Consider the following 18,877-nt stretch of genomic DNA (forward strand, 5'->3'; position numbering starts at 1 on the left):
CTAAACCTTCCACCCCGAATGGATGTTCACCGCACCGCCCAGGATCGATTCCACTCGCGTATTCTCGAACCCGGCATCCCGGATCATCGCTTCGAATTCGGCGGGCTTCGGAAAGCGGCGGATCGATTCGGCGAGATAGCGGTAGCTGTCCTCGTCATTGGCGATGGCCTTGCCGATCTGCGGCATGATCTTGTGCGAATAGAGGTCGTAGACATCCTTGAAGCCCGGCCAGTCCGTCTGGCTGAATTCGAGGCAGAAGAACCGCCCGCCGAACTTCAACACGCGGTGCGCCTCGCGCAGGGCCTTGTCGATGTGGGTCACGTTCCGGATGCCGAAGGCGATGGTGTAGGCGTCGAAAATGCGGCTGGAGAAGGTCAGTTCCTCGGCGTTCTGGCGCGACCACACCAGCCCGTCGATCCCGCGCTCCATCGCGCGTTCGATGCCGACGTCGAGCATGTCCTGGTTGATGTCGCTGACGGTCACGCTCGCGCCCCGTTCGGCCAGGCGAAAGGCGATGTCGCCTGTCCCGCCCGCCATGTCGAGGATCGCCTCGCCCTCCTGCGGCTTTACGCGGGCGACGAAGCGGTTCTTCCAGAGGCGGTGCATGCCGCCCGACATGGCATCGTTCATGATGTCGTATTTGGCGGCGACGCTGGAGAAAACCTCGCCCACGCGGCCGGTCTTCTCGGTCGCGTCGATGTCTTCGTAGCCGAAGGAAACGGTGTCGGTCATGGCGGTGGGCTTTAGGGGGAATTGAGCGGAGCGCAAAGGGGAATGGGGGAGGAGATTTTGTAGCGTACGGTAAGCGCATCCGCGCTTCCCTTGCGGCGGCACCAGCCCGCTCCCCCACCCGGAACCTTTGTTGGGTGCGGGAAGCGCATCCGCGCTTCCCTAGCTGTTCCGTCCCGCTCCCCCTCCCGACCACCCACGGCACGGCATTCTATGGGTGGTCGGGAGGGGGAGCGGGACGGAACAGGGCGCAGCGACCGCAGGGAGCGAATAGACGCCACTAGGACTCCCTGTTACTCGAGCCCAGTCATGCCCGAACTCCCCGAAGTCGAAACCACCGTCCGCGGGCTCGCGAAGTTCCTCGAGGGCGAGACCATCACGCGCGTCACGGTCAATCGGCCCGACATGCGCCGCCCCTTCCCTGCCGGTCTGGTTCAGGCGCTGACGGGGGCGAGCGTCACGCATCTGACGCGACGGGCGAAATACGGGCTGATCCACACCAGCCGCGACCATGCGATGGTGTTCCACCTCGGCATGAGTGGGCGCTGGCGGATCGACCCCGAGGCGGACGACAAGCATGATCACCTGATACTGGAGACCGCGCACAACCGCTTCGCGCTCAACGATCCACGCCGCTTCGGCTCGGTCGACCTGATGACAACGCAAGAGCTGGTGACGTGGAAACCCTTCGCCGCGCTGGGGCCGGAGCCGCTGGGCAATGCGCTCACTGCAGAGCACCTGCGCGAGGCGACGCGCGGGCGCAAGCAGGCGATCAAGCTGCTGCTGCTCGACCAGCGGATCGTGGCGGGGCTCGGCAATATCTATGTGTGCGAGGCGCTGTGGCGCAGCGGGATCAGCCCTCGCAAGGCCGGCGGTAAGGTGACCATGCCGCAATTGCGCCGCCTCGTCCCCGCGATCCGCGAGGTGCTCGAACAGTCGATCCGCGACGGCGGCAGCACGTTACGCGATTTCGCCCAGCCCGACGGCAACCTCGGCTATTTCGCCACCCGCTTCCACGTTTACGGCCGCGAGGGCGAGGCCTGCCACCACGACGATGGTGGCACGATCCGGCGCATCGTGCAGGGCGGGCGCAGCACGTGGTTCTGCCCGGTTTGCCAGAGGTAATAGGAACGAGGATGTTGGAATGACGAAGAAAAGCTTGGAAAAGATATATATGTTTGCCGGTACTAAAGGCGCGATGGCTTATTCAGCCGACGAGACAGGTGGCAACTTGCCTCTGGATCATGGGCCTTGGAGATTTCGTCGAGAGGTCTCTACTGATGGGCCAACCTTTACCGCTGGTGCCGACAAAGCTGCGTTGGCGGAAGTCGAGAAGAATGGATTTGCAGTTGCAATTTTCTCGATAGATCTCGGAGACCTCTCCGGTGATTAGAGGTCCAGCGCCGCATACTCCCGCGGCGGAGGCAGACCTTCCATCTTTTCGGCCAGCAGCGGGCGGAAGCTCGGGCGGCTCTTGATCACCATGTACCAGTCGTGCGCCTGTTCGTGGCCCTTCCAGTCCATCGCGCCGAGATATTCCACCACCGAAAGCTGCGCCGCGCAGGCGAGGTCGGCAAGGCTCAGCGTCGGCCCTGCGAGCCACTGGCGCGTGTCCACCAGCCAGTCGATATAGTCGAGGTGCCCGTGCAGCAGGCGGCCCATCTGGCGCAGCACCTGCGCATCGGGCGACTGGCGCAGGACGATGCGCTTCTTCATCTTCTCGTGCAGCGCGGGCGCGGTGACGTCGGCATAGAGGTTCTCGTCGAACAGCGCGACCAGCCGGCGAATTTCCGCGCGTTGCAGCGCCGATCCGTTGATCATCGGATTGCGATCGACCGTCTCTTCCAGCAGCTCGCAGATCGCGCGGCTGTCGGCGAGCGCGATGCGGCGGTCGGGATCATGGAGCACAGGCGTGCGGCCCGCCGGGTTCAGCTGCCAGAATTCGTCGCGCCCTTCCCACGGGTTCTCGCGCACCAGCTCATAGGCGACGTTCTTCTCGCTCATGAGCAGGCGCAGCTTGCGACTGAAGGGACACAGGGGGAACTGGTAGAGCTGCCACATCGGTCCCCCGCTCATGCACCAGTGCGACTCGCGCGTCCACCACGGCGGCGCGCGAAGACGCTAAATTTCCAGTGGATCGGTGGCTGGTTAGTCTTTCGGGAGCGCTTCGCGCATCCGGCGGGCCATGTCGCGCAGCGCGGGCGTCATCTCGGACAGCCCTTCGGCGAGCCCGCCCATGGCCTGCATCGCACGCGGGACGACAACGGCGACTTCCTCGCTCAAGCGGCCCGCATCGGGCGCAACCTTGCGCAGGGTGAGATCGGGATCGATTTCCTCGGCCTTCTCCCCAGCCATATCAGCCGCGGCCTTGGCCAGCGGAGCGATCGGCAGGTCGAGCAGCACTTCGGTCATGGTCTGGAGCATCAGCGCCATATCGCGCTGTCGCTCGGGATCGCGCATATCGTCGGCCATGTCGGCGAGCGGCAAGGTTTCGGGCGCAGCGTCCATATCCGGCGCGTCGTAATCCTGCGCGGCGGCAGGCGCGGCAGTGACCGCGAGCGCGGCGGCAAGAGGCAGGATGGCGTTACGCATGGTCATTCCCCGAAATTACGTCGCCCGGTGTTTACCGCATTTGCGCTGAGTCTGCCATGAACGGGCTCAAACGCCCGAAGCCTCCAGCAGCAGGAGGCAGTTCGGCATCATCGCCTCGCGCGCTTCCAGCCCCTCGTTCACTAGCGTCATCGTAGTCTCGAAAGCGAGCCTGTTCGCCTGTTCGCGGGTAAGGTCGTGATCGTCCATCAGCCCGGCCATCGTCCGCACGAAGAATTCGCGCCCGCGCGGCTCCATCGCGGGATAGGCGGCGGCGCGCGCATCGCCTTCCGCCTGGCCCTTGGCGATGAGGCCGAAAGCGACGCCGCAGCGCAGGCTGCTCCGCTGTTCGAGCGTGAGCGTCGGCAGCGCGGCTTCGGCAGTGGCAGGGGCAGCACCAGGCGCATCTTGCGCGGCGAGCGGGAGCGATGCGAGCGCGAGGCCGGCGGCGAGAAGCAGTTTCGTCATGCCGCGGCTCTATATCTCCTCGCCTGAATGGCGGGCAACCGTGCTTGCGAGGTCACGCCGCTTTGCCTAGGTCCGCGGTCGAACAGGAGACATGAACTATGAAGACCCGCGCCGCCGTAGCCTTCGAAGCGAAACAGCCGCTCGAGATTGTCGAACTCGATCTGGAGGGCCCCAAGGCGGGCGAGGTGCTGGTGGAGATCATGGCAACCGGCATCTGCCACACCGATGCCTATACGCTCGACGGGCTGGACAGCGAGGGGTTGTTCCCCAGCGTACTCGGCCACGAAGGTGCCGGGATCGTGCGCGAAGTCGGCGCGGGCGTGACCAGCGTGACACCGGGCGACCACGTCATCCCCCTTTACACGCCCGAATGCCGCCAGTGCAAAATGTGCCTTTCGGGCAAGACCAACCTATGCAGCGCGATCCGTGAAACGCAGGGCAAAGGGCTAATGCCGGACGGCACGAGCCGCTTCAGCTACAAGGGCGAGGCGATCTACCACTACATGGGCTGTTCGACCTTCTCGAATTTCACCGTGCTACCGGAAATCGCCGTCGCCAAGATCCGCCCCGATGCCCCGTTCGAGACCAGCTGCTACATCGGTTGCGGTGTCACCACGGGCGTGGGCGCAGTGGTCAACACCGCGCAGGTGAAGCCGGGCGACAATGTCGTCGTCTTCGGCCTCGGCGGGATCGGCCTCAACGTCATCCAGGGCGCCAAGATGGCGGGCGCGGACCGGATCGTCGGCGTCGACATCAACCCTTCCAAGAAGGAATGGGGCGAGAAGTTCGGCATGACCGACTTCGTCAATCCGAAGGAAACGAAAGACGTCGTCGCCCATCTGGTCGAATTGCTGGACGGCGGGGCAGATTACAGCTTCGACTGCACCGGCAACACGGACGTGATGCGCCAGGCGCTCGAATGCTGCCACAAGGGCTGGGGCACCAGCATCATCATCGGCGTGGCCGAAGCGGGCAAGACGATCGAGACGCGCCCCTTCCAGCTGGTGACCGGCCGCAACTGGCGCGGCACCGCGTTCGGCGGGGCCAAGGGTCGCACCGACGTGCCCAAGATCGTCGACTGGTACATGAACGGCAAGATCGCCATCGACCCGATGATCACCCACACGCTCAGCCTCGAGGAGATCAACAAAGGCTTCGACCTGATGCACGCCGGCGAAAGCATCCGCGCGGTCGTGGTCTATTGATGGCGGAGAAAGTCGTCCTCGCCGACAAATTCGCCACCTTCACCGAGCATTGGGCACCGCGCATCGTCGCGCGATACGAAGGGCACGAAGTCCGCATCGCGAAGCTCGACGGCGAATTCGACTGGCACCGCCACACCCATGACGAGCTCTTCCTGTGCATCTCCGGCGAGCTGGAGGTCGAATTCCGCGATCGCACGGAAACGCTGCTGCCGGGCGAGCTGCTGCTGATTGAAACGGGCGAGGATCACCGCCCCGCTGCGCGCAACGGGGAAGTCCAGCTGCTGATGCTGGATCCTGCCGAAGCGCCCAATACGGGCGATCCGGACACGGCGACTGTCGCGGTCGACGTCTGACTGCTTGCGCGACCGGAGGGTCCCATTAAGGTAGCGAATCGAAACGTAAAGGAGAGAAAATATATGTTCAGTCACGTCATGCTGGGGGCCGACGATATCGACGCCTCGAAGAAGTTCTACGATGCCTGCTTCAAGGCGCTCGGCGGCAACGAAGGCCAGATAGATCCCAAGGGCCGGGTCATCTACATGCACAATGGCGGCATCTTCCTCCTGACCAAGCCCATCGACGGCCAGCCGGCTAGCTGCGGCAACGGTTCGACCATCGGCTTCGCCGCGACGAGCGAAGACATGGCCGACGCCTGGCACAAGGCGGGCAGCGAGAACGGCGGTACCGAGATCGAGGATCCGCCGGGCATCCGCGAAGGCGCGGGCATGAAGCTCTATCTCGCCTATCTGCGCGATCCAGCCGGCAACAAGGTTTGCGCGATGTATCGCCCGGGCTAAGGGCAACCGATCACATCATCCCGCACAGGGGTGCTTTGGGCGCAGCGGTTCTTGGCCGACTGCGCCCTTCGCGTATTGGGGCGGGCCGAACATTCGATCCCACAGGAAACTCACCCATGCCGCTCGACTATCTTTCGCAGAACAGATCCCATGAGGGCGAGCAATTCGTCTGCTCTCACCAGTCGCGCGAGACAGGGACGGAGATGACCTTCTCTGTCTATGTCCCGCCGCACATGCCGGGGATCAAGCTGCCGGTGCTGTGGTATCTCTCCGGCCTTACCTGCACGCATGAAAACGTCACCGAGAAAGGCGAGTATCGCCGCGCCTGCGCCGAGCACGGGATCGTCTTCGTAGCGCCCGACACCAGCCCGCGCGGCGAGGATGTGCCCGATGCCGGGGACGAATACGATTTCGGCAAGGGTGCGGGCTTCTATGTCGATGCGACGCAGCAGCCTTGGGCGACACACTATCGCATGCGCAGCTATATCGAGCAGGAACTGCCCGAGGTGATTGCGGCGGAGTTTCCCGTCGACCTGGAACGCCAGTCGATCACCGGCCATTCGATGGGCGGCCACGGCGCGTTGACGATCGGCCTGCGCAATCCCGGCCGCTTCCGCTCGGTCAGCGCCTTCAGCCCGATCGTCACGCCCAGCCAGGTGCCATGGGGCGAGAAAGCGCTAGGTCGCTATCTCGGCGAGGACCGCGCGGCATGGCGCGAGTATGACGCAGTCGCGCTGATCGAGGACGGCGCGCGGCTCGATCACCTGCTGGTCGACCAAGGCACGGCGGACAATTTTTTGGAGGAGCAGCTCAAGACCGGCGCGTTATCGATGGCCTGCGCCAAGGCCGGCATGCGCCCCGAAATCCGCATGCAGCAGGGGTACGACCACTCCTATTATTTCATCTCGACCTTCATGGCCGAGCATGTCGCTTGGCATGCGGAGCGGTTGGGGGTTTAGCGGCTCAGTTCGAAGACGGCGAACTCCGCGCGGCCGTTGGCTCCCGCACGGCCCAACTGCCGTTCCCCTGCAAAGAACCACTCGCGTTCGATGCGCGCGCCTTTGTCTTTCGCGAGGTCGCGGAAGTCCTTCACCGTGACGTGATGGATATTTTCGGTGGCGTACCAGCTTACCGGGATCGCGCGCGTTACCGGCATGCGGCCGCCGAACATCAGGGCGGCGCGGGTGCGCCAGTGGGCGAAATTCGGGAAGCTGACGAAGGCACGGGTGCCGACACGCAGCAGTTCGTCGAGCATGCGGTCGGGCCGCGCGGCGGTCTGCAGCGTCTGGCTGAGGATCGCGTAGTCGAAGCCCTTGTCGGGATAGTCGGCGAGGTCGCGGTCGGCATCGCCCTGCACCACGCTGAGGCCCTGGCTCACGCAGCGTTCGACGCAGTCGCCATCGATCTCGATCCCGCGCACGTCGCAATCTTTCTCGCGCAGCGCCATCATCAGCGCCCCGTCGCCGCAGCCGATATCGAGCACGCGGCTGCCCGGCGTCACGTGTCCGGCGATAACGGCGAGGTCGGGGCGTATCTGGTCTCGCGTGGTGCTCATCCCAGGAACCCCCCGATCACGCGGTCGAGCGCGGGCACGTCGAGCAGGAAGCTGTCGTGGCCATGCGGGGCGGATAGCTCGACGAAACTCACCGCCGCGCCCGCTGCATTGAGCGCGTGGACGACATGACGGCTTTCCGCTGTGGGATAGAGCCAGTCGCTGTCGAAGCTGACGAGGCAGAAGCGCGCCTGCGTTCCGGCGAAGGCATTCGCCAGCTTGCCGCCATGCTCCTCGGCGAGGTCGAAATAGTCCATCGCTCGGGTTATGTAGAGATAGCTGTTCGCATCGAAACGCTGGGTGAAGCCGCTGCCCTGGTAACGCAGGTAGCTCTCGACCTGGAAATCGGCATCGAAACCGAAGGTCTTGGCCTCCCGGTCCTGCAGGTTCCGCCCGAACTTCTCGGTCAGCGCTTCCTCGGACAGATAGGTGATATGCGCCGCCATACGCGCCACGGCGAGGCCGCTGTCGGGTGCCTCGCCGCTGTAATAGTCGCCCTGGTTCCAGCGCGGATCGGCCATCACCGCCTGCCGCCCGAGCTCGTGGAAGCCGATGTTCTGCGCCGAGTGGCGACTGGTCGAAGCGATAACGAGGACGCGGTCTGCGCGCTCCGGCCAGTTCGCCGCGAGGCTCAGCGCCTGCATCCCGCCCATCGATCCGCCGACCACGGCGTGCAGCGTCGCGATCTCCAGCGCGTCGAGCAAACCGACATGCGCGCGCACCATGTCGCGGATGGTGATGACCGGGAAGCGCATGGCGTAGGGCTGTCCGTCCGATGCCTCGCTCGCTGGGCCGGTAGAGCCCATGCAGCTGCCGATGACATTGGGGCAGATGACGTGGAAGCGATCCGTGTCAATGGGCTTGCCCGGGCCGACCATCCGTTCCCACCAGCCCGGTTTGCCGGTGATCGGATGCGGGCTGGCGACATATTGGTCGCCGGTCAGCGCATGGCACAGCAGGATGGCGTTGGAGCGGTCTTCGTCGAGCGCGCCGTATGTTTCGTAGGCGATCTCGACACGCGACAGCTCGCCCCCGCCGTCGAGCGGCAGCGGTGCGGGCAATGTCAACGTTTGCGAGGTCCTGCTCAAACGAAGCCTTCATTCGCCAAAAAGAACGGTGCTTCGACAAGCTCAGCACGAACGGATTTAGAACTCAGCGCTCTAACCGTTCGCCCTGAGCTTGTCGAAGGGCCGTAATTCTTTATGGCGCAGACGCAAGATGGCAGACCGTCCTACCCTGAAACCGTGGATCGAGGCGATCCATGCCTATGTGCCCGGCAAGTCGAAGGCTGCCGATGGCCGCCCGCTGGTCAAGCTGTCGGCCAACGAGAACCCGCTCGGCTGCAGCCCGAAGGTGATCGAGACGCTTGCTGGCGGGCACGAGCCGAACCTCTATCCGGACCCCGACGCCACGCAACTGCGCGAGGCCATCGGCGCGCTGCATGGCATCGATCCGGCGCGGATCGTCTGCGGCACCGGCTCGGGCGAATGCCTCCATGGCGCAGTGCAGGCCTTCGCCGGGCCGGGCGACGAAGTGCTGTTTTCGCTCTACTCCTTCTCCCTCTACCCGCTGCTCGCACACAAGGTCGGGGCCGAGGTGGTGCTGGCGGAGGACGCCGACTACGCACCCGATGTCGACAACATGCTCGCCGCCGTCACCGGGCGGACGCGCGTGGTGCTGCTCGACAATCCGAACAATCCCATCGGCACCTTCCTGCCGCGTGCCGAGGTCGAGCGCCTGCATGCCGGCCTGCCGAAGGATGTGCTGCTGGTGGTCGACCAGGCCTATGCCGAATTTCTTCCCGAGGGCGAAGACGACGGCGGCATGGATCTCGCTGCGCGGCACGACAATGTCCTCGTCACCCGCACCTTCGCAAAGGCCTATGGCATTGCGGGCGAGCGTGTGGGCTGGGCAACAGGCGCGCCGCACCTGATCGATGCCCTCAACCGCTTGCGCGGCGCATTCAACGTGACCGCGAGCGGGCAGCGGGCGGCGCTGGCCGCGCTCTCCGATCAAGACTTCGTTGCGAAATCGCGCGATGCCAATGCGGCTGCCCGCGCGCGCTTCGTCGATCAGATCGCCGCGCTCGGCAATCACGGCCTGCGCGCCCTGCCGAGCGAGGCCAATTTCGTCCTCGTCGTGTTCGAAGGCGACCTCGCCGCAACGACTGCGCTCGATGCGATCGCCGAGGCGGGCTATGCCGTGCGCCACTTGCCCAGGCAGGGCCTCCCGCAAGCGCTGCGGGTCACCGTCGGCACGCCGGAGCAGATGGACGCGATCGCCGCCGTCCTGCGTGACCTATGCGGAGTATCGGCGTGAGCATCGAGCGGATCGCGATCATCGGCCTTGGCCTCATCGGCGGCTCCATCGGCCTCGCCCTGCGCGAGATGCTACCTGACATTGCAACCACGGGCTGGGATGCGGACCGCGACGTTCGACGAAAAGCTGCGGAACGCGGCCTGGTCGGCAAGGTATCCGACAGCGCAGACGACGCAGTGCGCGACGCCCAGCTCGTCATCCTATGTGTACCCGTCGGCGCGATGGGTGCCGCGGCGCAGAGCATTGCCGGCGCGCTGCCGCCCGGTGCGATCGTCAGCGATGTCGGCTCTTCGAAGCATAGCGTCGCGCAGGCCATCGCGAAGGCGCTGCCCGATGCCGTGGTGGTCCCGGCTCACCCTGTCGCGGGGACGGAGAAGAGCGGCCCCGAGGCGGGCTTTCCCGAGCTGTTTCGCCACCGCTGGTGCATCCTCACCCCCGAAGATGCCACGCCCGCAGAAGCGGTCGAGCAGGTTGCGGCAGTCTGGCAGGGCCTCGGCGCGAAGGTCGAAATCATGGAGCCCGCGCATCACGACTTGGTGCTCGCGGTGACCAGCCACATCCCCCACCTCATCGCCTATACCATCGTCGGCACGGCCAGCGACCTCGAGGACGTTACGCGCGGCGAGGTCATCAAATATTCGGCCGGGGGTTTCCGCGATTTCACCCGCATTGCTGCCAGCGACCCGACCATGTGGCGCGATGTTTTCCTGACCAATCGCGACGCCGTGCTCGAAGTGCTGGGCCGCTTCACCGAAGACCTCACCGCCCTCCAGCGCGCCATCCGCAATGGTGACGGCGACACGCTTTTCGAGCTGTTCGAGCGCACCCGTACCATCCGCCGCTCGATCATCGAGGAAGGGCAGGACGATGCGCGGCCCGATTTCGGACGCTCCGACCACTAGCGCCCAAGGTCAGGACCTCAGTCGGACCTCTTCCCGACCTGCGCCAGCAATTGCTGCGCCCGCGACAGATGCGGGCGGTCGAGCATGCCGCCCTTCCAGCCGATCGTGCCCGCACCGGGATTGGCAGCGAAAATCGCGACGATCTCCTCGGCTTCGGCAATGTCCTCCGCGCTCGGCGTAAAGGCCTCGTTGATGACCTCCACTTGCGCCGGATGGATCGCGAGCATGCCGCGAAAGCCCGAGCGGCGAACGGTCTCAGCGCGCGACTTCAGCCCATCCAGATCGCGGAAGTCGGCCTGGATCGTTTCGATGGCCGGAACACCTGCCGTGGCCGCGCCCAGCAGGCACAGGCTGCGCGCCAGCTCGTAGGTGAACGCAAAGCTGCCGTCGGGATTGCGATTGCTCGCCGCCCCGATGCTGTCGGCAAGGTCCTCCGCCCCCCAGGTCAACGCGATCAGCCGCGGCGCGCCCTTGAAGTCGCCGGCGTGGAACATGCTCTCCGCCACTTCGGTCAGCAGCACGATCACCGGCGTCGATCCAAGCTCGATATCGTTCGCTGCCTCCAGCGCTGAGAGGTACTTGTCCAGCGCCTCGACATCCTGCCGGCCATAGGCCTTGGGCAGCATGATCCCGCCCGGCCGCCCCGGCATCACTGCCGCAAGATCGTGCAGCGTGTAGGGCCCGTCGAGCGGATTGACCCGCACGAAGATGCGCGCGCGCTTGTCCGGATGGGCGTCGAGATAGTCACGGATCATGCCGCGCGCCGCAGGCTTTTTTTCCGGCGCGACCGCATCCTCGAGGTCGAAGATCACGACATCGGCGTCGCCATCGGCCGCCTTGCCCATCTTCTTCTCGCTGTCCCCCGGCGCGAACAGCCATGACCGCATCTTCATCGCGATTGCCTCTTTCTTGCGTCGCTTCATGCAGCACACTGTTTGGGGCCGTTTTTCAAGCCGCGAGGCATTTTCGCCCCCATCCGCACTTCGCGCTTGTCGTTGCGCAGGTGATCTGCTGCGCTGGTAGGTATGGTACGAAAGCAGTTCTTCGAGACCCTGCCGGACGGCCGAGACGTCCATTGTTGGCGGCTCGAAAGCGCGGATGGCGCGGGGCTGACGGTGATGGACCTCGGCGCGACGATCCTGTCGCTCGAAGTGCCCGACCGCGACGGTAAGCTTGCCGACGTTGTCCTCGGCTACGACAGCGCCGCGACCTATCTCTCCGATCCACACTACCACGGCGCGGTAATTGGACGCTTCGCCAATCGCATCGCCGGCGCGCGCTTCATGCTGGACGGACGCACATATGTGCTCAATGCAAACCAGCCGCCGAACGCTCTTCACGGCGGACGGCAAGGCTTCGACAAGCGTGTCTGGAGCGGAGAAGCCTGCACCACGAGCGAGGGCGACGGCGCGCTTTTCACTTTGGACAGCGCGGACGGGGACGAAGGATACCCCGGCAATTTACGCACCACCGTGCGCTACGTCTGGACCGAGGATAACCGGCTCGTCATCGACTACGCGGTAGAAACCGACGCGCCGACACCATTCAACCCGACGCAGCACAGCTACTGGAATTTGGCTGGCGCGGGCGCGCCTAGCGTGCTCGACCACGTCCTCGAGGTCCACGCCGATCATTATCTTCCCGTGGCGCCAGACCTGATTCCGACCGGCGCATTGGCCGATGTCGCATCGACGCCGTTCGATTTCCGCGAGCCCAAGCCGGTCGGCCGCGACATCGACGCCCCGGACGTACAGCTCGCGCTCGGCGAGGGCTACGATCACTGCTTCGCGCTAAACGGCGCTGGCGTCCGAAAAGCCGCCGCGCTGTTCGATCCTGCCAGCGGTCGCCGCATGACGGTCCATACCGACATGCCCGGTCTACAGCTCTATTCCGCCAACTTCCTCGGCGACAAGCCGATGGGCAAACACGGGAAAAACTACGCCCCTCGCAGCGCCGTCGCACTGGAGACGCAATTCTTCCCCGACAGTCCCAACCAGCCGCACTTCCCCGACACGATCCTGCGCCCCGGACGCAGCTTCGCAAGCCGGACGATCTACGCGTTCGACTGTGCGGAAATCTGATCTTTTAGAAAAATGGTGCCAGAAGAGGCATCACATTCGAACTTCTTTTCCGTTTAATTTCTGATGTTTAGATATTTCGGTCAAGCTGAAAAGCCCGCAAAAGGCCCGCAAAATCCCTCTAATGTATTGGTTCGATGCCTTTTTTAGGACTCGGAATTTCAATTTCAAACTTGACCGCGGAGTAGGTCGTTATCCGCTTTGCGCTCCAATCTCCGCTATTCTACGGGCTGCGCGCTCTGCCCGGAAGCAGTCATCCGTTCGGTTTACTTTAAATCATCGATATTCGTTCCAGCTTCTCTTCTTTTTGGCCGATAGTCTGGGAGGGGAGGATTTGATGTAATTCCCTCAACCTGAATATCTTCGATTTTTTCACTGAGAGGAGCAAGTTCGCGACTAAGCTCGCGAAGGTCCGTTTCACCTTCAACCAAAGAATCTTCGACCGCCGGAATGCCACTCCTTATCTGGGAAAGTTTGTTTTCAGCGTTCTGCACCCCCTCCCTGAATTGGCGAAGGCGTCGTTGCGCGATAGCAGAAGCGCTCCGCCCTGAGATCCGCCGATCTGCATCTCGAAGATTATTTCCCCATCCACCAACCCTTTGCCCTAAGTCTAACAATCTTCCTTTTGTTGAGGCCAATCGTTCGTCCCAACCTTCGGCGTCCGATGCGAGTGCGGCCGTCGTGACTCGAAGCCGGACAAGATCGGAGGTGATCACCCGTTGCTTTTCTGGCTCCAGTCCTTCGTTCAGAGCGCGAATGCTATTTGCCACGGTCTCTACAGTGGCGGTCGCATCCCTCCCCAATAGTCCGGTTTCGTCCGCGGCGGGAATGATCTTTTTTCCTGACTTGTCGGTGTAAATGCCCTGACGACCCCGTCGGCCCTCGAGCACGAGCGCAGCCTCTCCAGTTATCAGATCCGTGCTGATTGTCGCTTCAAGGCCGTGGACTTTCGCCGCAGAAGGATCGAGAGTCAGAACAACGACCACGTTTTCCGGTTCATTTTCCGCCAGACGGACCGATGTTACCTGTCCCACAGGGACTCCCGATAGTGTTACAGTCGATCCCGACTGAAGGCCTTCCACGGAGCGATCAAACTTGATCTGATATGTTTCCTGATTTGGTCTGGGATCGATTAGCCACATCGCGAAAGCGATGGTCGTAAGCATCAGAATGCCAACGATCCACGCCACTAGGGAGAAGTTTGCGTTAGTTTCCATCTAGCACGCCGCCAGCGGTTTGTTCGTCCGGCAGAGGGCCGGTGCAATGAAAGTTCGCGTCCCGCATGCTCCATTCGGTTGTCCGCTATAGAACATGACCGAGGTTCGTCCCCTGGCGCAATCGCCACGAGCGGGGCATCCGGGCGCGTCGAATGTGTTTTGGTTTGAGATCGGCCTAGTCCCAACACGGGCGTGATGCCGCCCCGCCCGTGGCGACCGAATATTGCTATGACTTGCGCAAGCCGCGTCCGGTCACTCAAGCGCGAAGGCGTCATGTCTTCCAGGCCGCTGCTGGAGGATGTGATTTCAAGTCTCCTGGCGATGTCCGTCTGGTTCAGGGCAGGAGCTCTGATGAGCTGCGCCAACACACGCCACTGCGTAGGATTGAGGCTCAGCGGCTGTGCTCGGTCATCGAATGCCTTGCGCGCGGCGCGGCTGATCTGGTCCATCATGAAGATCGCTCGATCATCGTGGGTGATGACATTGTCGAGTGCGAGAGTGCCCTCATCTTCTGGCATGAGACATTCCTATCGATCGGAGAAAAATAGTAAAGGACTTTCGCATTTTGTTTTGGCCGCTATATCGCTCGCGCAGCGGCTCAAACGATGGCGAGGAGCGAAATAATCATGGCGGACGAGACAGCAGGGGCTAGCGATGAAGGCGCACGTCCGACGGGGTTGTCCAGTCCGCGGGTCCGGCTGGGTCTGCTGATCGCCGGCATTCTGGTCCTGCTCGCCGGGAGCTACTGGTATTACAATCATCAGACGTACGGCAGATTCCAGCAGTCCACCGACAACGCTTATATTGCCGCCGACAGCGTCATCATCTCCCCCAAAATTGCGGGCTACGTCGAGCGCGTATTAGTGACGGAGAATCAAACGGTCGCGTCGGGCGATGCACTTGTCCAGCTGGACGTGCGAGATTATCGTGCCCAAACGAACCAGGTCGAAGCCCAGATCGCCGCGTCGCTCGCCGGAGCAGATACGGTACGCGCCCAGCAACAAGAGCAGGACGCGGCAATTGCCCAGGCCCGTGCACAGCTCGCAGCAGCATCTGCACAGGCTGGTCTCGCTGCTGAGCAGGTTGTCCGGTACCGCCCCCTTGCCGCTTCGGGAGCGGAGCCGCGCGAGAGGCTCGATCAGCTGGAGGCCCAGGCCAGAGAAGCGCAGGCTCAAGTCGCGGCAGCGCGCGCCGCGCTCACGGCGGCACAGCGCCGACAGAACACGCTTAGCGAGCAGATAGACCAGGCCAATTCGCAAGCCAACGCCGCTCGTGCGCAACTCGAGGCCGCCCGTCTGAACCTGTCATCGACCACGCTCCAGGCCAGTATTTCCGGGCGGGTGGGTGACCTCACGGTCCGACCTGGACAATTTGTCCAGCCTGGCCAACGCCTTATGAGCCTCGTACCGACCGACCGCCTCTACGTGACAGCAAATTTCAAGGAAACGCAGCTCGGACTTGTCCGCCCGGGGCAACCCGTCACCTTGGAAATCGACGCGCTGCCGGACCTCGAGCTATTAGGAAGAGTGGAAAGCATCGCCCCCGGGACCGGGGCAGAATTCTCGATCCTACCTCCGCAAAACGCGACGGGTAATTTCACCAAGATCGTTCAGCGCGTCCCGGTGCGCATATCCATTCAGGCTTCGCCCGAGATCCTGCGTCTGCTGGTGCCGGGCATGTCTGTTGTCGCGAGTGTCGATACGCGCGCCGCTAGAGACCAACTCGATTCGATCCGCAACGCGGCCGGAGACTGACCGATGGCAGGCGCCGCTGCAGCGGTTTCGCCGCCGGTCGAAAAGGCCGATGCTACGGCCTGGATCGCCGTAGCCGCCGGTGCGCTGGGGGCGATGCTGGCAACGCTTGACATCTCGATCGTCAATTCGGCGCTGCCGACGATCCAGGGGGAAATCGGCGCGACCGGAACCGAAGGCACCTGGATCGCGACAGCCTTCCTTGTTGCCGAGATCATCATCATCCCTCTGAGCGCGTGGCTGGAAAGACTGCTCGGCCTTCGCACGCTGCTCATCGTCGCGGTTTCTGCCTTCACGGCCTTTTCGGTGTTGTGCGGCATTGCCACCGATCTGACGACGATGATCATCGGTCGCACCGGTCAAGGGTTCATGGGCGGCGCGCTTATTCCAACCGCCATGACCATCGTCGCAAAGCGACTGCCTCCATCGCAACAGCCGATTGGCATGGCGCTCTTCGGAATGACCGTGGTTCTTGGGCCGGTAATGGGCCCGTTGGTGGGGGGCTGGCTTACCGAGAACCTGAGCTGGCACTACGCCTTCTTCGTCAACGTGCCCGTCTGCGCGTTGCTCCTTGCTTTACTATTCATCGGGCTACCCCATGAAAAGCCCGACTGGGTTTACCTGCGCGAGGCTGATTGGGCGGGAATAGCTGGTATGATCCTTGGGTTGGGTGGGCTGACCATCGTTCTGGAAGAAGGCCACCGTGAGGAGTGGTTCGATTCCACGCTGATTGTCCAGCTCACACTGATGACGGTCGTGGGTTTTGCACTTCTGACCTACGGACAGCTTTACGCGCGCAAACCCGTGCTCAAATTGCGCCTGATGCTCAGCAGGCAGTTTGCCAGCGTCGTGGTGATGGCACTGGCGCTTGGCATGGTCATGTATGGCTCGACCTACGTGATCCCGCAATTTCTCGCGATAATTTCCGATTATAATGCCTTGCAGACCGGACTTGTGATCTTCTGGATGGGCGTTCCGGCTTTCCTGTTGATGCCCGTTCTCCCGTTCATGATCCGCAGGATTCACATCCGCATTGCGGTCGGCGCGGGCATGTTCATCATGGCGCTAAGCTGTTTCGTCAGCATAAATCTGACAGCGGAATCGGGAGGTGGAGTGTTCACCGAAAGCCAGTTCCTGCGTGGCATCGGCATGATCCTCACGATGATGTTCCTCAACCAGGCGACGGTAGCTTCGGTTGCCAAGGAGGATGCCGGCGATGCTTCCGGGATCTTCAACGCGGCGCGAAACCTCGGGGGCTCGTTCGCGCTCGCGGGGCTTGCCTCGTTCCAGGATCAGCGCCTGTGGCATCATAGTCGACGCATGGAAGAAACCCTCAACGCCAACAGCCCCCGGCTACAGGAATACCTGGACGGCATGACGGCGTCGCTGGGCAGCCCACAGGCCGCGCTGGAGATGCTTTCCGGCATCATTCAGCGCGATGCGTTCGTGATGACCTACAACGATGTCTTTTTCGCCATGGGCGCGATTACCCTGGTCACGGTGCCGCTGGTACTGTTCCTCAAGCCTCTCCCGAAGAACTTATCCCTTTCGATGCACTGAGAACTCTATGCGCAAGACCCTAACCCTCCTCGCTCCCATGGCGCTCCTCGCGGGTTGCATGTCCGGTCCCGACTATGCCGGTCCCCCGCAACTTGCGACCGCCGCAGGCAATGCGTTCGTACGCGCCGGCCCCGAAATCGATCCGTTTGCGCCGATTGCCGGCGACTGGTGGACGCTGCTCGGCGATCCGGTTCTCAATGAACTGGAGGCGCGCGCGCTGGTCGGCAATCCGGGCGTGGCCGCGGCGCGCGCTCGCATCGAACAGGCAAGGGCTTCTGTCCGCCAGGAGCGCGCCAACCGGCTACCCGCCGTGGCTGCGCAGGCGACTGCGGTCCAGGCGAATATCCCAGGGCTAGATATCGGCAGCGGCCCGCCCCCGGGATCGCCCGGCGCTCCTGCAGACACCGAAGAGCAGGACAGCCTCAGCGTCTACAACGTCGGGCTCAATGCAAACTGGGAGATCGATTTCGCTGGGGGGCAGGCACGGCGTGTCGAGGCCATTAACGCTCAGGCTGCGGCCTCGGTGGCGAACGCCGAGGATGCGAAAGTCCAGCTCGCCGCCGAAATCGCGCGGGCGTATGTGAGCCTGCGAGAAGCGCAAGGGCGGCTCGAGCTTGTCCAGCGAGAGCGCGACTTGCAGCAGCAAATTCTCGAATTGACCTATCAGCGCTATACACAGGGCGCTCTCGCGCTGTTCCCGGTCGGTAACGCGAACGCCGAGCTCGAACTGCTCAAGTCGCAGATCGCGGAAGCTCAAGCGGACATCGATGTATTCAAAGACACGCTCGCGGTGCTGACGGGCGAAGCGCCCGGCGCACTCGACGGGCTCCTGGCGGCTCCGGCCGAAATTCCGCTTCCCCCCGAACGGGTCGCGGTGGGCGATCCCGCAGCGCTAATAGCGCGGCGGCCGGATGTTCGAGCCGCCGAACGCATGCTGGCCGCGGCGAATGCGCGCATTGGCGTGGCAGAGGCTGCTCGCTTCCCCAAGATTTCCTTCATGGGGATTCTCGGTTTGGGCGGATCGGAGCCCGACGACATCCTGGACCCGGGCAACTTATCGGCAATCGCTTTGCCGCGGCTGCAGTGGAACCTGCTTGATTTCGGCCGCACGGCAGCATCGATCGATCAGGCCGAGAGTGCGCGCGACGAGGCCGAAGCGCGCTATCTTGAAGTGGTCCTGGGCGCACTACGCGACGCCGAACAATCGCTTGCTCGGTTCGGGCAACAAAGAGCCAACGTAGCCGCGCTGGCGCAGATCAGTCGGCAGGCCGACACGGCTGCGGAGCTTAACGAGCAACGCCGCGCCGCGGGGGTAATCTCGCAAGGCGAACTCGACACTTCGATCCGCAAGGGCGAACAGGCCAGAGCAAATCTCGATCGGGCGATCGCCGCCATGACAAATGGCTGGATCGCGATCCAGAAGTCGCTTGGGTTGGGATGGGTCGAATTGTCTCGCGACAATCGCACGTCGGTTGAGCCAGCTCCGGTCGATCGAAAATCAGTTATGAAACCTGAACAGAGTTAGGATAAGTTTTCTCAGAAGTCTGCCCCGCAGCCCCTTCCAACTTTTCCTAGCGCGTCAGCACCTCGTGCACTGCGACCCAATCTTGGATCATAGGGGTCAGCATGTTTCCGCCTTTCGCAGAGTGCGTTTGCCAGTATCACCATCGGATATCCCGATTGCACTATTCGGTGACTCTTCATTGTCGT

Annotated in this window: 21 protein-coding genes; 12 read left to right on the forward strand and 9 right to left on the reverse strand. The window is 63.2% G+C overall.

Features of this window, described 5'->3' with window-relative positions; translation table 11 throughout:
- Nucleotides 1–732, reverse strand: coding sequence for a class I SAM-dependent methyltransferase (locus Q9K02_RS13630; protein WP_305933390.1), 732 nt, complete (start codon nucleotides 730–732; stop codon nucleotides 1–3).
- 306 nt (nucleotides 733–1,038) lie between these two features.
- On the opposite strand from Q9K02_RS13630, the gene mutM reads away from it, so the two are divergent.
- Together mutM and Q9K02_RS13640 are read left to right on the forward strand one after the other, a co-directional pair.
- A complete protein-coding gene (gene mutM, locus Q9K02_RS13635) occupies nucleotides 1,039–1,854 on the forward strand; it encodes a bifunctional DNA-formamidopyrimidine glycosylase/DNA-(apurinic or apyrimidinic site) lyase (RefSeq protein ID WP_305933391.1) in 816 nt (271 codons plus the stop codon).
- A gap of 19 nt (nucleotides 1,855–1,873) precedes the next feature.
- The gene (locus Q9K02_RS13640; RefSeq protein WP_305933392.1) at nucleotides 1,874–2,122 is read left to right on the forward strand and encodes a hypothetical protein; all 249 of its coding nucleotides are present in this window, start codon (nucleotides 1,874–1,876) and stop codon (nucleotides 2,120–2,122) included.
- On the opposite strand, the gene Q9K02_RS13645 is transcribed toward Q9K02_RS13640, so the two are convergent.
- From Q9K02_RS13645 to Q9K02_RS13655, 3 genes are all read right to left on the reverse strand, one after another.
- Nucleotides 2,119–2,790 (reverse strand): glutathione S-transferase family protein, encoded by a 672-nt coding sequence (locus Q9K02_RS13645; protein WP_278329064.1) that lies wholly within the window; start codon nucleotides 2,788–2,790, stop codon nucleotides 2,119–2,121. The two genes, Q9K02_RS13640 and Q9K02_RS13645, sit on opposite strands and share 4 nt — an antisense overlap.
- Before the next feature lie 87 nt (nucleotides 2,791–2,877).
- Entirely contained in the window at nucleotides 2,878–3,327 is a 450-nt protein-coding gene (locus Q9K02_RS13650) for a hypothetical protein (protein WP_305933393.1), read from the reverse strand.
- Nucleotides 3,328–3,387: 60 nt separating this feature from the next.
- Nucleotides 3,388–3,786 carry a hypothetical protein gene (locus tag Q9K02_RS13655; RefSeq protein ID WP_305933394.1) on the reverse strand — a complete coding sequence of 133 codons (399 nt, stop codon included), beginning with the start codon at nucleotides 3,784–3,786 and terminating at the stop codon, nucleotides 3,388–3,390.
- 98 nt (nucleotides 3,787–3,884) lie between these two features.
- Between Q9K02_RS13655 and Q9K02_RS13660 the strand changes: the two genes are divergently transcribed.
- The 4 genes from Q9K02_RS13660 to fghA all read left to right on the forward strand — a co-directional run bounded on the left by Q9K02_RS13660 (nucleotide 3,885) and on the right by fghA (nucleotide 6,747).
- Nucleotides 3,885–4,991, forward strand: coding sequence for an S-(hydroxymethyl)glutathione dehydrogenase/class III alcohol dehydrogenase (locus Q9K02_RS13660; protein ID WP_305933395.1), 1,107 nt, complete (start codon nucleotides 3,885–3,887; stop codon nucleotides 4,989–4,991).
- The gene (locus Q9K02_RS13665) at nucleotides 4,991–5,344 is read left to right on the forward strand and encodes a cupin domain-containing protein (RefSeq protein WP_305933396.1); all 354 of its coding nucleotides are present in this window, start codon (nucleotides 4,991–4,993) and stop codon (nucleotides 5,342–5,344) included. Before Q9K02_RS13660 ends, Q9K02_RS13665 begins: the two co-directional genes overlap by 1 nt.
- Nucleotides 5,345–5,407: 63 nt before the next feature.
- Nucleotides 5,408–5,788: a VOC family protein gene (locus Q9K02_RS13670; RefSeq protein WP_305933397.1), complete on the forward strand. Its 381-nt coding sequence runs from the start codon at nucleotides 5,408–5,410 to the stop codon at nucleotides 5,786–5,788.
- 116 nt (nucleotides 5,789–5,904) lie between these two features.
- Nucleotides 5,905–6,747, forward strand: coding sequence for an S-formylglutathione hydrolase (fghA, locus tag Q9K02_RS13675; RefSeq protein ID WP_305933398.1), 843 nt, complete (start codon nucleotides 5,905–5,907; stop codon nucleotides 6,745–6,747).
- Here fghA and metW read toward each other — a convergent pair.
- The gene (metW, locus tag Q9K02_RS13680; RefSeq protein ID WP_305933399.1) at nucleotides 6,744–7,343 is read right to left on the reverse strand and encodes a methionine biosynthesis protein MetW; all 600 of its coding nucleotides are present in this window, start codon (nucleotides 7,341–7,343) and stop codon (nucleotides 6,744–6,746) included. The two genes, fghA and metW, sit on opposite strands and share 4 nt — an antisense overlap.
- Nucleotides 7,340–8,407, reverse strand: coding sequence for a homoserine O-acetyltransferase MetX (metX, locus tag Q9K02_RS13685; protein WP_422785435.1), 1,068 nt, complete (start codon nucleotides 8,405–8,407; stop codon nucleotides 7,340–7,342). Before metX ends, metW begins: the two co-directional genes overlap by 4 nt.
- Nucleotides 8,408–8,558: 151 nt before the next feature.
- Between metX and Q9K02_RS13690 the strand changes: the two genes are divergently transcribed.
- The gene (locus Q9K02_RS13690; RefSeq protein WP_305933401.1) at nucleotides 8,559–9,659 is read left to right on the forward strand and encodes a pyridoxal phosphate-dependent aminotransferase; all 1,101 of its coding nucleotides are present in this window, start codon (nucleotides 8,559–8,561) and stop codon (nucleotides 9,657–9,659) included.
- Nucleotides 9,656–10,561, forward strand: a complete 906-nt coding sequence (locus Q9K02_RS13695) for a prephenate/arogenate dehydrogenase family protein (protein ID WP_305933402.1) — start codon at nucleotides 9,656–9,658, stop codon at nucleotides 10,559–10,561. The genes Q9K02_RS13690 and Q9K02_RS13695 overlap by 4 nt, the downstream gene beginning before the upstream one ends.
- Nucleotides 10,562–10,578: 17 nt before the next feature.
- Here the strand turns inward: Q9K02_RS13695 and Q9K02_RS13700 are convergent, their stop codons facing one another.
- Nucleotides 10,579–11,484, reverse strand: a complete 906-nt coding sequence (locus Q9K02_RS13700; RefSeq protein ID WP_305933403.1) for an HpcH/HpaI aldolase/citrate lyase family protein — start codon at nucleotides 11,482–11,484, stop codon at nucleotides 10,579–10,581.
- A 102-nt stretch (nucleotides 11,485–11,586) separates the two neighbouring features.
- Here Q9K02_RS13700 and Q9K02_RS13705 point away from each other — a divergent pair, with 102 nt between their 5' ends.
- Entirely contained in the window at nucleotides 11,587–12,642 is a 1,056-nt protein-coding gene (locus tag Q9K02_RS13705) for an aldose epimerase family protein (RefSeq protein ID WP_305933404.1), read from the forward strand.
- Nucleotides 12,643–12,905: 263 nt separating this feature from the next.
- Here the strand turns inward: Q9K02_RS13705 and Q9K02_RS13710 are convergent, their stop codons facing one another.
- Both Q9K02_RS13710 and Q9K02_RS14570 read right to left on the reverse strand, forming a co-directional pair.
- Entirely contained in the window at nucleotides 12,906–13,805 is a 900-nt protein-coding gene (locus Q9K02_RS13710) for an MlaD family protein (RefSeq protein WP_082850750.1), read from the reverse strand.
- Nucleotides 13,806–13,828: 23 nt separating this feature from the next.
- Nucleotides 13,829–14,374 (reverse strand): MarR family winged helix-turn-helix transcriptional regulator, encoded by a 546-nt coding sequence (locus tag Q9K02_RS14570; RefSeq protein ID WP_160673231.1) that lies wholly within the window; start codon nucleotides 14,372–14,374, stop codon nucleotides 13,829–13,831.
- Between the two features lie 108 nt (nucleotides 14,375–14,482).
- Here Q9K02_RS14570 and Q9K02_RS13720 point away from each other — a divergent pair, with 108 nt between their 5' ends.
- The 3 genes from Q9K02_RS13720 to Q9K02_RS13730 are packed head-to-tail and all read left to right on the forward strand — an operon-like array spanning nucleotide 14,483 to nucleotide 18,692.
- The gene (locus Q9K02_RS13720) at nucleotides 14,483–15,610 is read left to right on the forward strand and encodes an HlyD family secretion protein (RefSeq protein WP_063511170.1); all 1,128 of its coding nucleotides are present in this window, start codon (nucleotides 14,483–14,485) and stop codon (nucleotides 15,608–15,610) included.
- A 3-nt stretch (nucleotides 15,611–15,613) separates the two neighbouring features.
- On the forward strand, nucleotides 15,614–17,167 hold the full coding sequence (locus tag Q9K02_RS13725; RefSeq protein ID WP_050599572.1) for a DHA2 family efflux MFS transporter permease subunit: 1,554 nt from the start codon (nucleotides 15,614–15,616) through the stop codon (nucleotides 17,165–17,167).
- Nucleotides 17,168–17,204: 37 nt separating this feature from the next.
- Nucleotides 17,205–18,692 carry an efflux transporter outer membrane subunit gene (locus Q9K02_RS13730; RefSeq protein WP_160675506.1) on the forward strand — a complete coding sequence of 496 codons (1,488 nt, stop codon included), beginning with the start codon at nucleotides 17,205–17,207 and terminating at the stop codon, nucleotides 18,690–18,692.
- Nucleotides 18,693–18,877: the final 185 nt, after the last annotated feature.

Source organism: Qipengyuania profundimaris (genome assembly GCF_030717945.1).
Lineage (GTDB): Bacteria > Pseudomonadota > Alphaproteobacteria > Sphingomonadales > Sphingomonadaceae > Qipengyuania > Qipengyuania profundimaris.

Excerpts from the sequence above, each read along its gene's own strand:
- Q9K02_RS13660 (WP_305933395.1), top strand. The coding sequence starts at position 3,885 with ATGAAGACCCGCGCCGCCGTAGCCTTCGAAGCGAAACAGCCGCTCGAG.
- Q9K02_RS13640 (WP_305933392.1), top strand. The coding sequence starts at position 1,874 with ATGACGAAGAAAAGCTTGGAAAAGATATATATGTTTGCCGGTACTAAA.
- Q9K02_RS14570 (WP_160673231.1), bottom strand. The coding sequence starts at position 14,374 with ATGCCAGAAGATGAGGGCACTCTCGCACTCGACAATGTCATCACCCAC.
- Q9K02_RS13650 (WP_305933393.1), bottom strand. The coding sequence starts at position 3,327 with ATGACCATGCGTAACGCCATCCTGCCTCTTGCCGCCGCGCTCGCGGTC.
- Q9K02_RS13670 (WP_305933397.1), top strand. The coding sequence starts at position 5,408 with ATGTTCAGTCACGTCATGCTGGGGGCCGACGATATCGACGCCTCGAAG.
- Q9K02_RS13630 (WP_305933390.1), bottom strand. The coding sequence starts at position 732 with ATGACCGACACCGTTTCCTTCGGCTACGAAGACATCGACGCGACCGAG.
- Q9K02_RS13710 (WP_082850750.1), bottom strand. The coding sequence starts at position 13,805 with ATGCTTACGACCATCGCTTTCGCGATGTGGCTAATCGATCCCAGACCA.
- Q9K02_RS13705 (WP_305933404.1), top strand. The coding sequence starts at position 11,587 with ATGGTACGAAAGCAGTTCTTCGAGACCCTGCCGGACGGCCGAGACGTC.
- metW (WP_305933399.1), bottom strand. The coding sequence starts at position 7,343 with ATGAGCACCACGCGAGACCAGATACGCCCCGACCTCGCCGTTATCGCC.
- Q9K02_RS13655 (WP_305933394.1), bottom strand. The coding sequence starts at position 3,786 with ATGACGAAACTGCTTCTCGCCGCCGGCCTCGCGCTCGCATCGCTCCCG.
- Q9K02_RS13645 (WP_278329064.1), bottom strand. The coding sequence starts at position 2,790 with ATGTGGCAGCTCTACCAGTTCCCCCTGTGTCCCTTCAGTCGCAAGCTG.
- mutM (WP_305933391.1), top strand. The coding sequence starts at position 1,039 with ATGCCCGAACTCCCCGAAGTCGAAACCACCGTCCGCGGGCTCGCGAAG.
- Q9K02_RS13700 (WP_305933403.1), bottom strand. The coding sequence starts at position 11,484 with ATGAAGCGACGCAAGAAAGAGGCAATCGCGATGAAGATGCGGTCATGG.
- Q9K02_RS13720 (WP_063511170.1), top strand. The coding sequence starts at position 14,483 with ATGGCGGACGAGACAGCAGGGGCTAGCGATGAAGGCGCACGTCCGACG.
- Q9K02_RS13665 (WP_305933396.1), top strand. The coding sequence starts at position 4,991 with ATGGCGGAGAAAGTCGTCCTCGCCGACAAATTCGCCACCTTCACCGAG.
- fghA (WP_305933398.1), top strand. The coding sequence starts at position 5,905 with ATGCCGCTCGACTATCTTTCGCAGAACAGATCCCATGAGGGCGAGCAA.
- Q9K02_RS13725 (WP_050599572.1), top strand. The coding sequence starts at position 15,614 with ATGGCAGGCGCCGCTGCAGCGGTTTCGCCGCCGGTCGAAAAGGCCGAT.
- Q9K02_RS13730 (WP_160675506.1), top strand. The coding sequence starts at position 17,205 with ATGGCGCTCCTCGCGGGTTGCATGTCCGGTCCCGACTATGCCGGTCCC.
- Q9K02_RS13690 (WP_305933401.1), top strand. The coding sequence starts at position 8,559 with ATGGCAGACCGTCCTACCCTGAAACCGTGGATCGAGGCGATCCATGCC.